Source organism: Lysinibacillus sp. RS10, assembly GCF_041956855.1.
Lineage (GTDB): Bacteria > Bacillota > Bacilli > Bacillales_A > Planococcaceae > Lysinibacillus > Lysinibacillus xylanilyticus_A.
In genome coordinates this window covers 3,084,340-3,099,105 of the sequence record NZ_CP167122.1, presented here as the reverse complement: position 1 = coordinate 3,099,105, position 14,766 = coordinate 3,084,340, and the positions used below count along the sequence as shown (strand labels likewise).

18 protein-coding genes and 1 other annotated feature are annotated in these 14,766 nt (G+C 33.8%); of the genes, 16 read left to right on the top strand and 2 right to left on the bottom strand.

Features of this window, described 5'->3' with window-relative positions; all coding sequences use genetic code 11:
• Window positions 1–321: 321 nt before the first annotated feature.
• Window positions 322–735, bottom strand: coding sequence for a PH domain-containing protein (locus ACB089_RS15900; protein WP_374967277.1), 414 nt, complete (start codon window positions 733–735; stop codon window positions 322–324).
• Between the two features lie 378 nt (window positions 736–1,113).
• Entirely contained in the window at window positions 1,114–1,302 is a 189-nt protein-coding gene (locus ACB089_RS15895) for a DUF4177 domain-containing protein (protein ID WP_374967276.1), read from the bottom strand.
• Between the two features lie 494 nt (window positions 1,303–1,796).
• Here ACB089_RS15895 and ACB089_RS15890 point away from each other — a divergent pair, with 494 nt between their 5' ends.
• The 16 genes from ACB089_RS15890 to ACB089_RS15815 all read left to right on the top strand — a co-directional run bounded on the left by ACB089_RS15890 (window position 1,797) and on the right by ACB089_RS15815 (window position 14,599).
• The gene (locus ACB089_RS15890; protein WP_374967275.1) at window positions 1,797–2,111 is read left to right on the top strand and encodes a hypothetical protein; all 315 of its coding nucleotides are present in this window, start codon (window positions 1,797–1,799) and stop codon (window positions 2,109–2,111) included.
• 412 nt (window positions 2,112–2,523) lie between these two features.
• Window positions 2,524–3,201 (top strand): response regulator transcription factor, encoded by a 678-nt coding sequence (locus ACB089_RS15885; protein WP_374967274.1) that lies wholly within the window; start codon window positions 2,524–2,526, stop codon window positions 3,199–3,201.
• Window positions 3,198–4,202 carry a sensor histidine kinase gene (locus ACB089_RS15880; RefSeq protein ID WP_374967273.1) on the top strand — a complete coding sequence of 335 codons (1,005 nt, stop codon included), beginning with the start codon at window positions 3,198–3,200 and terminating at the stop codon, window positions 4,200–4,202. The genes ACB089_RS15885 and ACB089_RS15880 overlap by 4 nt, the downstream gene beginning before the upstream one ends.
• Before the next feature lie 92 nt (window positions 4,203–4,294).
• Entirely contained in the window at window positions 4,295–5,008 is a 714-nt protein-coding gene (locus ACB089_RS15875) for an ABC transporter ATP-binding protein (RefSeq protein WP_374967272.1), read from the top strand.
• On the top strand, window positions 5,005–5,754 hold the full coding sequence (locus tag ACB089_RS15870; protein WP_374967271.1) for an ABC transporter permease: 750 nt from the start codon (window positions 5,005–5,007) through the stop codon (window positions 5,752–5,754). Before ACB089_RS15875 ends, ACB089_RS15870 begins: the two co-directional genes overlap by 4 nt.
• Window positions 5,751–6,509: an ABC transporter permease gene (locus ACB089_RS15865; RefSeq protein ID WP_374967270.1), complete on the top strand. Its 759-nt coding sequence runs from the start codon at window positions 5,751–5,753 to the stop codon at window positions 6,507–6,509. Before ACB089_RS15870 ends, ACB089_RS15865 begins: the two co-directional genes overlap by 4 nt.
• Window positions 6,510–6,683: 174 nt before the next feature.
• Window positions 6,684–7,364 (top strand): lysostaphin resistance A-like protein, encoded by a 681-nt coding sequence (locus tag ACB089_RS15860; RefSeq protein WP_374967269.1) that lies wholly within the window; start codon window positions 6,684–6,686, stop codon window positions 7,362–7,364.
• A 251-nt stretch (window positions 7,365–7,615) separates the two neighbouring features.
• Window positions 7,616–7,824: a binding site (T-box leader), on the top strand.
• Window positions 7,825–8,169: 345 nt separating this feature from the next.
• The gene (locus ACB089_RS15855) at window positions 8,170–8,481 is read left to right on the top strand and encodes a hypothetical protein (protein ID WP_374967268.1); all 312 of its coding nucleotides are present in this window, start codon (window positions 8,170–8,172) and stop codon (window positions 8,479–8,481) included.
• A gap of 417 nt (window positions 8,482–8,898) precedes the next feature.
• Window positions 8,899–9,507, top strand: a complete 609-nt coding sequence (locus ACB089_RS15850) for an SCO family protein (protein WP_374967267.1) — start codon at window positions 8,899–8,901, stop codon at window positions 9,505–9,507.
• A gap of 519 nt (window positions 9,508–10,026) precedes the next feature.
• Window positions 10,027–10,476: an SMI1/KNR4 family protein gene (locus ACB089_RS15845; RefSeq protein ID WP_374967266.1), complete on the top strand. Its 450-nt coding sequence runs from the start codon at window positions 10,027–10,029 to the stop codon at window positions 10,474–10,476.
• Between the two features lie 189 nt (window positions 10,477–10,665).
• Complete coding sequence (locus tag ACB089_RS15840) at window positions 10,666–10,998, top strand: hypothetical protein (RefSeq protein ID WP_374967265.1); 333 nt, start codon at window positions 10,666–10,668, stop codon at window positions 10,996–10,998.
• A gap of 237 nt (window positions 10,999–11,235) precedes the next feature.
• Window positions 11,236–11,721: a hypothetical protein gene (locus ACB089_RS15835; protein ID WP_374967264.1), complete on the top strand. Its 486-nt coding sequence runs from the start codon at window positions 11,236–11,238 to the stop codon at window positions 11,719–11,721.
• Between the two features lie 57 nt (window positions 11,722–11,778).
• Window positions 11,779–12,312 carry an SMI1/KNR4 family protein gene (locus ACB089_RS15830; protein ID WP_374967263.1) on the top strand — a complete coding sequence of 178 codons (534 nt, stop codon included), beginning with the start codon at window positions 11,779–11,781 and terminating at the stop codon, window positions 12,310–12,312.
• Window positions 12,313–12,385: 73 nt separating this feature from the next.
• Window positions 12,386–12,808: a hypothetical protein gene (locus ACB089_RS15825; protein WP_374967262.1), complete on the top strand. Its 423-nt coding sequence runs from the start codon at window positions 12,386–12,388 to the stop codon at window positions 12,806–12,808.
• Window positions 12,809–13,008: 200 nt separating this feature from the next.
• On the top strand, window positions 13,009–13,863 hold the full coding sequence (locus tag ACB089_RS15820; protein WP_374967261.1) for a hypothetical protein: 855 nt from the start codon (window positions 13,009–13,011) through the stop codon (window positions 13,861–13,863).
• A gap of 280 nt (window positions 13,864–14,143) precedes the next feature.
• The gene (locus tag ACB089_RS15815; protein WP_374967260.1) at window positions 14,144–14,599 is read left to right on the top strand and encodes an SMI1/KNR4 family protein; all 456 of its coding nucleotides are present in this window, start codon (window positions 14,144–14,146) and stop codon (window positions 14,597–14,599) included.
• Window positions 14,600–14,766 lie beyond the last annotated feature (167 nt).

Below are 14,766 nucleotides of genomic sequence, written 5' to 3'. Positions count from 1 at the left end.
CAACCATTATAAAGGCTTTTTTTATGCACGGATAATATTGCAGAAAATTCAGTTTTTTAAAATACGTTGAATTATTTTAATGCGACGCTAGTGATTTGTAATAAATAGTGGAATTTAATAAGCCATTGATAGAAAATGTTCAGCAGAAGATTGAAAACATTTGTTCAAACAGAAAAAACAACCAAAGATTGGCTGTTTTCTCGGTGTTTAAATAAAAAGATTACTAGCATCCCTTTCAAAATATCTTTCATTTAGGCATCTCCATTGAATTAGTTATGTATGTATTTACGAAAGAGTGATTTTTCCAAATCATCCTAACGCTCATTGATTTATATTGTTATTAACCTCAATTTGCGGATTAATACTCTTTAGTAAAGATGCAAATTTTTGTTTATCCTTTGGAGAAACCAGTGCCATTGCAAAATCAGAGCCATAAATTATTTCAAGCCTATCAATCGAAAGTGCGGAAGATGCTAACGGATTTTTTGTTTTTGAAATTTTTTTAATATCCTTTATTGATATTTTCTTTTTTATTGGCCCATTTTGGATAATTAGTAATTCGTTATTTACTTTATATCCTGTCGTAAACCAACTCAAAACTAACAGGATTGCTAAAGGTATAGTGAAAAAAAGTACTTCAAAGTCTCTTCCTATAAAAATTGGAGTGAAACAAGCAATTATACAACCCCAATTAATAGGATATAGCCATAAATCTTTTTTTGATGGAAAATACACATTAATACCTCTCACTTTCTCTAATAATTGTATGTAATATATGTAAATTATAACATAAAAAGCTGTAGGGGCGTCACACGCTACAGCAAACTAATGAACAATATGGTGAAATTAATAAATAATCATCCACTACTTTTTACGAATATCCAAGAATTTGTGAAGAATCATACTTTAACTAACGGAGCAGGTTTGTTCAATAAGAAATCACAAAAGGAATGAGCATTTGCTGTAAAAATAAATTAGATTATTAATGTCTAAAAAAAAGTAATGCAAAAAATGAGGCACATTAGAACAAAACCGTTCAGTGATAAAAAGCTGATGAGTTTAAGAAAACAGAATTCTACATTATGTTCCTAAAAATAGAAATACCCCTCAAATCTAATTAAGGGGTCTCTCGAAAATTAATTCAAAATAGGCTGCGGAACCATATCCTTTAGTTGAAGGAGCAAAAATTTGAACCAATCTCCATCCGTCAGATGCGAATTGGTGAATTATATTTTGATAATCTTCTTTTGGTTTACTACCCCAAGCATTTAGTTCCACTTTAACGAAATGGTATTCGTACATTATTATCACCTCGAGAATTAGTTGACTTAGTTAATATACGAAGAAAGTAGAAGATAGTTTCATAATTAGATTTTCAATCCGAATAAACGACCAAAGCCAATATTGAGTTGAAGATAAAGCCACTTAAAAATACAACTCTTTTAAAGAAAGCCCAATAATATTCAGACAAACCTTTTTTCGTTGATGTAGTTTATTGAACAATACGTAGACATTATGCAGTTGTTGAATAAGCGTCGCTGTTCTTATTAAAAGAACGGGGTGCTTTACTTGAACATTGGGTTGCATATGCAACTCTTTTTTTCTTTATTGAACTCCCATGAAAGAACTTATTCAACTTTCATTTTCTGTGATGTAGCGCTGGTTTTTGCGCTACATGGATGGCTAACGGGGCAGTTTTGTTATAGAAGGAAATTTTTAAGTGAATGGCGAATTGTTATAATGGAGTATATTACCAAATAAGGGAGTTATGATGAAGAAGTTGGAGGTGATTTTTTTTGAAGAAGGTTATTATTGGGCTATGTATAGTTGTAACTGGATTTATCCTCTTTATCGCACAAGATGAATTTGAAGGGAATGATACTGCAAAAGGTATTGAAAAAATGTTTTCTGGTCAAATTTTTGATGTTGCACAAGAGAAATTTACTGTACACTCTATGGGATTTAGCCCAGAAGAAAATGTCCTTACAGTTAGAATTGGAAAAACACAATACAAAGAACAAACAGAGGAATACTTTAGAGACATTTTAGATTCTCTTGATATGGAAAGTTATGAACTTGAGGTAGTCCCTGTTGATTTAACTTTAAAATAATGAGGTTTGTGAAAAATTACACTTAAACGAACGGGGTGCTTTACTTGAAGATCATTGAGCTGTTTTAGACAGCTCTTTTTTCTTATTGTACTAACGGGGCTGATTAGTTGAATAGCGTTGTTTAACTTTTGTTCAACAATCTGGCCATATTGTTGAATAACATTCTTTTTGGGGAATTGGATATTTGTGTTAATATTTTACAGAAGTAATGTTTCAAAGGGGATTTTCAGAAAAAAATAGAAAGCAATTTCAAACGGAGTTTAAAAAACATTCACTTACTAATATAAAAATGACAGAGAATGGCTTGAAGTCAATTTTCCTACACAACGTGATACCTTGCGCACACAAAGGCATCCAATTGTTACTGTAAATGATGCAAGATAAATTTGAAATTTAGAGAGGGGGATGTTACTTGAAAAGAAGCGTGTTATATATTGAAGATAATGAGAAAATAGGCAGTTGGGTAAAAGGAGAATTGGAACAGCGAGGATTTTCAGTTCAGTGGCTGCTTTCTGGCGAAGGAGCTGAAAAAGAAGTAAATCAGCATGAAATAGTTATCTTAGATATCATGTTACCCGGTTTAGACGGATTTACTGTGGGAAAACGTTTAAAAAAGGCAGCTCCTGCTGTTCCAATATTGCTGTTATCTGCTAGAACATCAATAGATGATAAGGTAGATGGTTTACAATTTGCTGATGACTATTTAACGAAACCATTCCATACGGATGAATTAGTTGCAAGATTAGAAGTATTAATCCGTCGAAGCGGTGGTATACATTCCGAACGAATTGCATTAGGAAATCATATTGAAGTAGATCCAGAAGTCCAAATGGTATATGACAAGTACACAGGAGAAGAAATTATATTGACAGGGAAACAACATCAAATTTTAATGTATTTCTTACGCCACCCTAATCAAGTGTTACCAAAAGAGCAAATTTATGAAGCGATTTGGAACGAAACTTACATAACTGGTGATAAAACAATAATGGTGCATATCCATCGATTGCGTCAAAAGTTGGAACGTCATCCAGATTCCCCAGAAATTATTGAAACGTTGAAGGGAATAGGTTATCGGGTGAAACTATGAAACAGAATCGATCATTATTTCGTCGTTTTCTAAAAGTGCATTTTCTATTTATCTTTTTTCCTCTTTTTGTGCTTATTTTCTTCACTGCGTTCGTTCCTGTTAGCAATGAAAAAGAAATGAATATGTTAAATCTGTTTTACTTTACCGTACTTTTGTTTGGTTTTATTATTGTCGCATTTGTTGTAATATCTTGGCTGTTCTTCTTGAGACTTCGTAAACGTCTCACCCGCTTACAGGAAGTCATGTCATTTTCAGCTAATAATAATTCATTTCCCAAACCAATATCTGTTCAAACGGATCGTATGGATGAAATAGACCAGTTAGGAAGTTCTTTTAATTGGATGATTCAGCAGCTTGAAGACAGTCGCAAGCGAGAATATGAAGAGGAATTATTACGCCATCGACTCATTGCGAATTTATCTCACGACTTACGAACGCCACTTACCATTTTGAGAGGACATATCACCAGATTAAATAAAGGATCAATGAGTTTTGAAGGGCAAGACTCATTAGCAGAAATGAACCATACGATTACAAGAGTCGGAGATCTAATGGATGATTTACTTTCCTATACATTGCTTACATCAGGGAAACATCCTTTTCATCCCACTTCAACAGATATTGTACGATTAGTAAGAGCATCTGTCGCTGAGTGGTATCCTGCATTTGAAGAAAAAGAAATTCAGTTAGATGTTGATTTACCGACAGAGAAGACTTTTTATTGGGAAGCAGATCCTAAATGGATGACACGAGTTCTGGATAATTTATTTCAGAATATTCTTCGCCATGCAGCAGAGGGAAAATATACAAACATTGTGGTTGATGTAGAAAAAGAACTGATCATTGTTGCAGACAGAGGTCCAGGTATGGATAACTCTTCCTATGAGGGTGGGGCGGGGATTGGTTTAACGGCTTCAAATTATATGTTGAAAAAAATGAAGCTGAAAGCTAACTTTACATCAAATAAAAATGGTACAAGAGTAGCTATTGGTAGAGCTTAACCTAAAGTTAACCCAGAAGTAAACAGCAAGATAACCGAGATTTAACTTTGCTTTTTTATAATTAGAACCATAACAGAAAGGGAGTGTTGTGGTTGCTTACGATTAATAACTTAGTCAAACATCGTGGAACTCAAGAAATCTTATCAGGTATCAGTTTTAAAGCTAGACCAGGTAGAGTAACTGGTTTTTTAGGTCCGAATGGCGCAGGTAAAAGTTCTACACTTCGCATCCTGCTTGGATTAGATCGTGCCACCTCAGGGAGTGCACTAATTAATGGAAAGCCATTCGCAGAATTACATAATCCTCTAGCAACAGTGGGTGCCGCACTTGATGGATTTGGAGCTCATCGTATGCGAACAGGACGAGCACATTTGCGTTGGATTGCTCGTGCCTCAGGATTATCTCGCTCACGTGTCGAGGAAGTTCTGGAAATAGTAGGTCTTACGAATGTAGCTGGTAAAAGAATTGGAAATTATTCCTTGGGTATGGGGAGAAGACTTGGAATGGCAGCTGCACTACTTGGTGATCCAAAAATATTGGTTTTAGATGAACCTGTAAACGGGCTCGACCCAGAAGGAATTCGTTGGATTCGGACATTTTTACGTGAACGCGCTGAGTCTGGAAACACGGTGTTACTATCCAGTCATCTAATGGGAGAGCTTGAAGAGACTGTTGATGATGTGGTGATTATTAATCATGGAAAAATCGTTGCAAATGGAACATTGAAAGAAGTAATAGGTAATCATTCCACGCTGGAGGAAGCCTTTTTTGCCCTGACATCTGAAAATTCAGGTGATGTTGTATGAGAGCATTTAACGCGGAACTATCTAAATTGTTCTCCCTGCCGGGTATTTGGCTTGCCTTTCTTATTGGAGCATTTGCCCCAGCGGTCATTGCTGCCTTGGACAGTACAGCACAAAAAGAGAAGATTATAGCTGGAGTTAGCACACGTCTATCGGAAGTTGGCTATATTGGTTTAGGTCTTGGTGTGCAAGGTGTCATTATTCTTGGTGTGCTTGCTGTCAGCAGTGAGTATTTGACAGAGAGCAGTGAATCTGGTGGAGGGAATCAGATTACAACGAGTTTAACCGTTGTTTCATCCCGTTTCCACTTTTTGCTGGCAAAAGCAAGTGCAGTGACAGTGATCAGCATACTGCTTTCCGTTGTTGCTATTCTAACAACTGTGTCAGCAACAAATCTTATTCTTGGTGAATACGCCCCTGCATTTGAAGCATCTAGACTGATCGGCGCGGTTTGTTACTGGATATTTACTGCTCTTTTAGCATTTGGGATTACGGTTCTAACTAAGAATGGCATTATCCCGCTTGCTGTGCTCATGATAAATTCATCTGTTGTGACAGTCTCTTACCTCCTTTCTAAGGTTACAAAATTAGCGTTTTACTTACCAGATAAGGCTGGCTTTGATATGTTTATGTTTACGAGCGACAGTTTTCACACCCCATTCACAGGTGGTTTAATCATGTTTGCTTGGGTAGCTGTTCTTTTCATTGTCGCAGCCATTGTATTCCATAGGAGGGACGTTACATCATGAGTGTCTTTTCTAGTAGAAAGATAACACTAATCCTTGGTGCTGAACTGGAAAAATTAGTTACATTACCATTGGTATGGCTCACTCTTATGGGGACATTCATTCTAAATTTAGCTTTAGCAGCAGCTTTTACTTCTGCTGGTCTACAAGGGGCAGCAGGAACGCAAAGTATACTGAAAATAGGACTTGCTTCTATGGGATATCTTCAAGCAGGGTTCATTATTCTAGGTATCTTAGCTACTTGTTCAGAGTATACGGATGGACAGATTCGAACTACTTTAACTACGATCCCTTGGCGAGGGTTTCAACTATCCACGAAGCATTTAGCTTTGGCAATTGTAACTATTCCTATGGCGTTTATTATTGCTGCATCAGGTGTACTATATGCTTTTATTATGATGAGAGACACAGCATTAGTGATTGAATTAGACGCTATGATAAAAACTTTAGTAGGTGCAACCGGCTATCTAACATTAACCACCCTTCTCAGTGCAGCTATAGGTGTTCTACTCAGACGAACCACTCCTGCTTTAGTGGTACTGCTTGGTCATTATTTCATTGTCAGTCCATTATTGAGAGATTTTTTACCCAGTATTAAAAATTATTTTCCGGATACGGCAGGATATTATATGTATATGCCGCCTTCCTCTGATGAAATAAATTTCCTTACACCAATGCAAGGGACAGGTGTTTCAATGTTATGGACACTGATCTTTATTACAGTAGCTATTGTATTTTACCGTAAACGAGATGCCTAAGTTTAGGTTTTACCATTTATACAAAATAAGGAAATTGATTTATAGAGATGGAGAAAGAATCATTCCTTCATTACCTGTTGTTGAGTAATAATATAGTTCTTTAATTATAACGTTCCTAAATGCAAGCTTGGTAAATATTCAAAAATAGGGAATAACTCATTAATGGAGGTAGAAATGGAATCGCAATTAAGTGTTGAAAGTAAAGTGAAAAATAATGATGTAAAAACAATGATAGGGTTTCTACTCATATTTTATTTGGTATGGACAATTAAAGAATTATGGTTAATTGACTACATTTATTCGTTCGGTGAAATAATCTCCCCATTATTAGAGGCGTTGGTTAAGGGGTTCGTATGGATTGTTCCAACTTGGTTATACATAAAATATTATTTACATACTAACCCATTTGACTACTTAAGAGTGAACGTTAATGTTAAAAAAGGTTTATTTTGGGGAGTAGTTCTTTCACTGTTAGTTGGCTTATATTTTGTTTTTGAAACATATATCATTAATCAGCAATCATTTCAATTTTCAGTATCCATTGATGATTACCTTAATGGTTTTCTTATGGCAGGGCTAGCCGAAGAAATTGTTTTCAGGGGATTAATTTTACAAGAAATCAATAAAAAAATGGCTTTTTGGAAAGCAAATATTGTAACTGCTTTACTATTTTTGGTCATTCACTACCCAATTTGGATTTACAATGCTGGATTCTATGATTTCTTTATAGCTGGGACCCATATATATGTTTTTGCAATAGGTTTACTTTTTGGTTTTGTCTATAAAAAGACTGGTTCATTATGGTCGGTTGTGTTGTTGCACGCATTTCATAATTTTTTCGTTACTATTATTTAGTGAAAAAATATATTATTAATTAACTAACGTGGTACTTTAGTGCAACAAGGATTTATAATGTATACATCCGTTCCCAAACGCAAGTTAGGGAATACCCCCCATTCAATTGAATGAGGGGGGATTTTGGCTGCTAATGATTGTTATGTTCCCTAATGAGACTTTGGTGACTCTACAAAGAAAGCTTTCCAAACGACGCTTTGGGGACTTTATTATTTACAAAAAGAGATAATAAATTAAAATTAAACCAAATATTGTAAACTTTGATTAGGAGTAGTAAGGAACAATTATTGTTTAGAGAGCTGTTGGTTGGTGCAAAACAGTCAATAAATTCCCTAACTCGTCCAGGAGTATGTATACTGAACTTAAGTAAGTATGAACGGCAGCTACCGTTATAGTCTAAGTGGATTAATGTAGAATTAATCAATTAGAGTGGTACCGCGAATCGAACTTCGTTTCTTTATCGAGACGGAGTTTTTTTATTTTAGGAGGAGAAAATATATAGAATTAAAAAATGATAAATCTATTTACAAGGTCGGTATCTATGCTTTGCTAGGTTCAGCAGTCTTAACATTTGTTAGTCAAGTGTGGGACTACATCAAGCCTTTCGACTTACACCTCGTATCCGAGACTGGAATTGAAAAGAGAAAAGCATTTTATGGGTGGTCTTAAAATTTGTATTTATGGAGTCATTTAATTGGCTGGAATAGAAAAGAAATCAATGCACCAATAAATGTTAATTTAAGTTAATATTAATCTGAAAGAAGTAGGTGATAGTGTTTGAAGTAGATTTAAAGGGGGCTATATTTTGAATAAGAAAATTAGTTTGATCATTACATTTCTACTATGTTGCGGTTTATTAATTACATGTAACTCAAATAGGAACGTTGAAGCAACTTTTATAGGGGTGATTGAAGAAATGATAAATGATCGGGAAGCTTTTGTTTATGTAACTGAAACTGAAGACAGTCCAGTTTACGGAATAATTTATGTAAACCTTGCAAAGAATCCTGACGAAACATTTCAGGTTGGTGATAAGGTAAAAGTTGGTTATGATGGTACAGTTCAAGGTACAGCACCACTTACGATTACTACACTTACTGTAGAATTAGTTGAGTAATTTCTAATATAGTAGTTGTATAATGTAGAGTTGCTCTTTGGATAAAAAGATCACTCCCTGATGGGGCTATTTTTTTGTCTAAGGGAAGATGAATATAATAGAAGTAAGACACTTTAATAAAGAAATGGTCTTTGCAGAATGTTCTGCAGAGACCATTTTTAGCAAAAGTAGAGGAGGAATTCACATGGACCAGTGGGTAAACATGCTATCGGATGTCAGCTTTCCTATCTTAGTATCGTTTTATTTACTACACCGAGTAGTGGTTTAACTGGATGCTATTCATGATGCACTTGTCTACTTAAAGTGAAATGGATTTCACAAAGATGTACGAAAGATGTCACGTAGGTTCCTTGTCAACGTTGATATCGTGCGATAGGATGAGGGTAGTGTATGTAGGTTGTAGGGAGAGTGTTTAAAATGAGAAATAAAATAATTGGGCTTGTTTTACTTTTTGCACTAACAGCTGTGCTCAGTGCATGTGGAAATACAAAGTTTAAAGCAGATTATAATTTGGAATTACCAGATTTTGAACATGTCAATCAACGCGGAGAAAAGGTTTCTTTAGAGAGTTTAAAAGGAAAACCTTGGATTGGGATGTATATTTTCACGAATTGTAACTCAATTTGCCCACCAATGTCCTTTAATATGACACAAGTTCAAGAAAAGCTAAAGAAAAAAGGTGTCGAAGATTATAACATTGTTGCGTTTTCAATTGACCCTGACGTTGATAAGCCTGAAGTATTAGCTGATTATTTAAGCAAATATAATGTTCCTGATGAATCTAAATGGAATTTTCTTACGGGTTATTCACAAAAATATATTGAGCAGTTTGCTGTAAAATCAACAAAAATAATGGTAAAAGATGATCCGAACAGCGACCAAGTGATACACGGAAACCAATTTTTCTTAGTTGATAAAGATGGCGTCTTAGTAAAAATGTATAGTGGCTATGCTCAGAATGCTGAAGATGTACCGATTGATACAATTGCTTCAGATATAGAAACATACATTGATGAAAATTTATAATGGATACTAGGGAACCGTCTCGACAATCAAGAGACGGTTTTTATATTGGCAAAAAATAATCTTAAGCACTATTAGCCTCGTTTATAGTACAGAAGGACAGAGAAATTTTGTCTGATGCTTATACTTATTAAATAATTAAGAGTTAAAATTAGATTAAATGATTTAAAAGGGGCAATAAATCCATTGGTTAGGATTTATTGCCCTTTATTTTTTTGAAACTATTACTTAATATGGAAAGTGTGTAAATGCAACAAGAACCAATTAGAAATGAATTGAATCTTAAGGAACAAGGCAAAACAATATCTGATTGCAGCTTTGTAACGTTACATTACTTAGTCAAGATTTGAGAGCTGCAATCGTAGAAACAAGTACTCATTAACATGGTGTTGGAAAGTAATAATACATAGTCAATTTGAAAGAAATACACCACATCTTATCCGATAAATAGCACGAAATATGATGGCGATACACGAGAACAATGGAATATAAAAAATACTTTCTAGAAGAGGTAGAAAGAATATGCATGATGTGAATATATTGCGAAATAAATATAGAACTTTATACGATATTGATGGAATTTCTAAAGAGTGCTTGGATAAAATTGAACAAAAACTTCAAATAAAACTACCTAATGACTTTCGTGAAATATCTAGTTTCTACAGTGGAGGAGATGTTGGGGGGATAGATATTCATTCTTTTATATTATCTGATCCAACTAATTTTATAGGTGAAACTTTAAGAATCCGAGAGGCGGTTGGTTTACCGAATAGATTTGTTGTTATTGCTGAACAAGCCGAAAGTATTATTGTTATGGATACTGAAAACAAGCCAGCAATCATATGGCTTGATTCTGTAGAAGTAACTAAATTAGAAAAGCAAGATTTTATTTCAAAGCCAGATGTATGGCAAGGTTTTTCTGACTTTTTCAATTACTTACTAGATGAAGAAGAGGAAGAACGTAAATATTAAAATAAAGAAACAGTATTTCTTATAGTCAATTCCATAAGGATTACAATGTTATGATTGGATGATTTTAGATGTGATCAAGCAATTGAGAACTTGTAACTAGAAATAACATAGAGCACCAGAACCAGTACAATCAAAGCTTCATCTACCAACAGGATGGATATAAAAAACTTAATAAAAGGGGTGTTATGGATGAATAAAAATATGAATTTAATAAGTATTAGGGATGTTTTGCTGTTTCCAGAAAATAATCCAAATACGTGGTTTTATCTCCCGCCCAATCAAGCTGAATGGAGTTTGGATACAGAAGGAGTGTTCTCACTAGATAGTTCTGATTTTTCACCTGATTCCGATGCGTATTTGCCAGAACAGGCTAGAAAAAATGGCTGGATAGAAACATTAGATGGTGCAAGTATTGAAGATGTATTAGAAAATGTAAGGGCTCAGTTGGGCAAACCATCATTAGACCAGTTGCTAAGTGCATTTATTTTTTACTATGAAAATGATGCGTTTCTAGAATTTTAAAATGGGTTTCTGCGTGATTTATAGTTAGGTGATGTTGTAACTCAGGTAGTGTGAATAAAGAAGGAAAAATTTAAGGTGGATATTCTCGTGGTGAATTATTGAAATATTGCGAATGAACAAATTGGTTTAATATAGATAATTCAATATAAAATGGCGTTAAATCCATTAATTTAGGGTTTATTTCCGTTTGGTTTTATAAACTTAAATGCCTGACCTAAAAAGCGAGGTTGATTATTAATGAACGAGGATATTAAAAAAATTGTTGATTGCTTAAAAGAAAGTTTAAAAGAAGATCCTTCAAATATTGTTTTTGGAAAATTAAATGATGGTATCGAGGGAGATAGTGAGGTTAATTCTTTAAAGTTAGGAAAATATTTCGCCTTATTAAATTTAACAAACGGAGCGCGTTGTGGTGATATTGATTTATGGAGTTATAGTGAATTAGAAAGAAATCAATATGTTCTCTCAGATATACAAGATGAAAAAGAATCATGGTTATCAATAGGCCAAATTCTTTATGAACCATTGATAATGAACAGGTTTGATGGGAATGTTTATAGATTTATCACGGATGAAGATGATACTCTGATGAATTGTTTTGGAGAATTAGATTTCTTTTTAAAAAATTATGTTTTTGGATCTAGATATTGTAAAGCTATCCCGAATTCTGAAGAGGATGATTGGTTCTTGTTTCTGAAAAAGAAAGGAATGATTTCTGATTAACTTGGTGTATAAAGTAAAAATAATATGGAAAACGAAAAATGAGGGAATGGAATTTTAATGAACAACAATTCTAAAGGAAACATTAATGTCTTTCTGAATAACGATATTTCATTTGAGAATTCTTGGAAGGGAATATCGGTTTCCCAAATAAGTGAGATTGTATCTGATGAGTTTCCAGGAAAAAAAGATTTTATTGAGTTTTATGTAGCTATGAATGGTGGATTGTTTACTAAAGGGGCATATATTTACCCTGATAACTTTTATGAAATAACAAATAAGGATTATTTCTCGATTGAAATCGGGAGTTTTTTTCATATTCCGTTAATAGAAGATGAGGATGATTCTTATTACACTATGTCTATTGAAAGAGCTAGAGATAGAAGGATAGATTATTCTGAGGAATTCGAGAACTTTGTTTTATTTCATATCCCTTTTGCTGATAATCATGCGGATAATGATTTTTGGATTGATATCCAAACTGGGGAAATTAAATATATGGATTACGAAGAAAGTTACGACCCTGATGATGCAATCGTTGTAGCACCTTCATTCTTAGAATTTTGCAAGCACATTCAGGCAAAACTTAAGTAGACTGTAATGTAAAAAAGAAAATTGGCACTTACAAGTGAATTTATTCCTAATCTAATATTGGGAAGGTGATATTTTGAATTATGAAAGTAAAACTATAAAACTTGCTATGAATGACGGGAAAATATTTGAAGGTATGTTGAAACTATATGAGGAACCTCCAGGTGATGAAGAAATGGTTTTAATAGAACTATTAATATTAGGTGACACAATAAGTTTCAAACATGAAAACTTTTTCCTAGCACTTCAAAGCCTGCGACAACGTCTAGAGGATAAACATATACAGATTATGTGTAATGGGGCTGCTTTAAATGTTTATCCATCTACAATGCAGCTATCGATGGGTACCGGACGTTTAGCATATAAAGTAAAATTTGGAGAACCAGCGAAATTAAAAGATGTAGTTGACATATTTGAGTTTGACAATAGTTTGAGGTTCGTAAAAATCGAAGAACAGTTCAGCTACTATATTAGGTGGTCAAAAAGTTTAAAAGGTTAGGTTTATTAGTTAAAGTAGAATTTTGTATCTCTAAATAACGGATATTTCTTTCTACAAAGTAACCGAGAAATATTATTGTTTCTGATTTAACTTTCGTTTGGGGTGTGGAACGTACGAGTTAAGATAAGGTTACTGGTGTCAAAATAGATCTTAAAAAGCAATTTTCTCATTGCTGAATGGACTCGATAAGGAGTGGAAGAATGCGTACTAATAAATATTGGAAGTATTTTAATCGAGTGATGAAAGAGTACAAAAAACGAGTAATTTCAGATGAAGAAGTAAAAGAATTACTAGATAATCGACTGAATGAAATGAAAGATTTAATTCAAAAAAATGAACGAAATCGTTTAGCTGATCGCTTAAAAATATTAATAGGTGTTCACCTTGAAATGAATGCAAAAAATAGAATACTAAATGGAGAACCATCAGCATGGATTTTATTAGAGCAACAACTTTTTTGGTTGAACCAAATGGTTAAAAGTAATCCAAGTGGAAGAAATGTATCGGACAGGCAAATAGGAGGACTTATTGGGCTTTCTTTATTATGGGGTTATGAAGATATTGCAGAGCTAACATATAAATATGCAACTAATATGTTCAAGAAAGATCGAGATTTTTATTCTGAGAATAAGACTCATCATGTTTTCATGACATGTCTATATCACAAATGGAAAACTGGAGAAATGCCTGAATTGTTTGGTATTTTACCGGAAGAGCATGTTTACCAAAAATTAATGAACAGTTGGAACGATACAAATAATTTTGGAGAGCATCTTTATGAGCTTTGTGATTTTCACATCTATAGTTTAAGCGACACACCAGATAAATCAAGTGAAATTTTATCGTTCGACTGTATTCCTTACGATTATTATTGTATTCAATTAATAAGAGAAAAAGAGGGACTAGCCACACCTAATATAGAGCATCCGTTGCTTCAAACACCTCTGTCTGAAATTCCAAAGGATAAACCAGGGTATAAACTTGATGAAGATGAGATATTGCAGTTCGTCATTCAAAATGAAAAAGTACCTGATTCGCAACGCCTTATACGTTAAAGGCACTTGATTGTGAAATTTAAAAGAATATGAGATACCTTCAATGGTTAGGTGGAATATAAGTGGTGATATGATTGATTGCAATGTTGGTACTTGTACAGAAACTTCATGTGAGGCGGAAGAACAAATTTTCTATATGAGTTAGGGAATTGATGCAGTAGATAATAATTAATTTGAATTTAAATGCGGCAATAAATCCATTAGTTAGGGTTGATTGCTTTTTTTATAACCTTATTCATGATTTACTTAATATGGAAAATGTTCTAGGGGTGTGTTGACTGTGGATGCAAGTCTTATTAGAAGAATTGAATCTTTTTTGAACAAAAGTGAGTTTGAAGGGCTAAAAGGAGAACCAGCGACTGACGAAGACATTTTGAATGCTGAACAAGTTTTGAATGTAAAATTTAACGAAGAGTATATTCAATTCATTAAATTATTTGGGGGTGCTTTTGGAGGGTTTGCTATACATGCATTTAAAAACGGTAGTTCATTGGGAAAAGCCACTGTAGTTGAGCTTACTCATCGGTTTAGAAAAGGTGGAGAAGATATGATTCCACAAGAATTGAAAGAGGCTTATGTGATTTCAGATGATGGTTCAGGGAATCCTGTTTTAATGAATAAAGAAGGAAAGATATTTATTTTTTGGCATGATTCATGGGAAGTAGAATTACTACACAACTCGCTACAGGAAATGTTAATGGAGTATTTTCCGCAATCAGGAGGTTATTACGTATAATCGGCGATAGAAGTAATATTACATTTTATATGAGAAAAATAATACAAGGTGTTTATACTTACAACAACTTTTTCAAATGATTTAGATTTCAATCTGGATAAATTAACACATGGCTATAAATCCATTAAGGGTTCATTGCTTTTTATTTTTAATGTTAACATTTACTA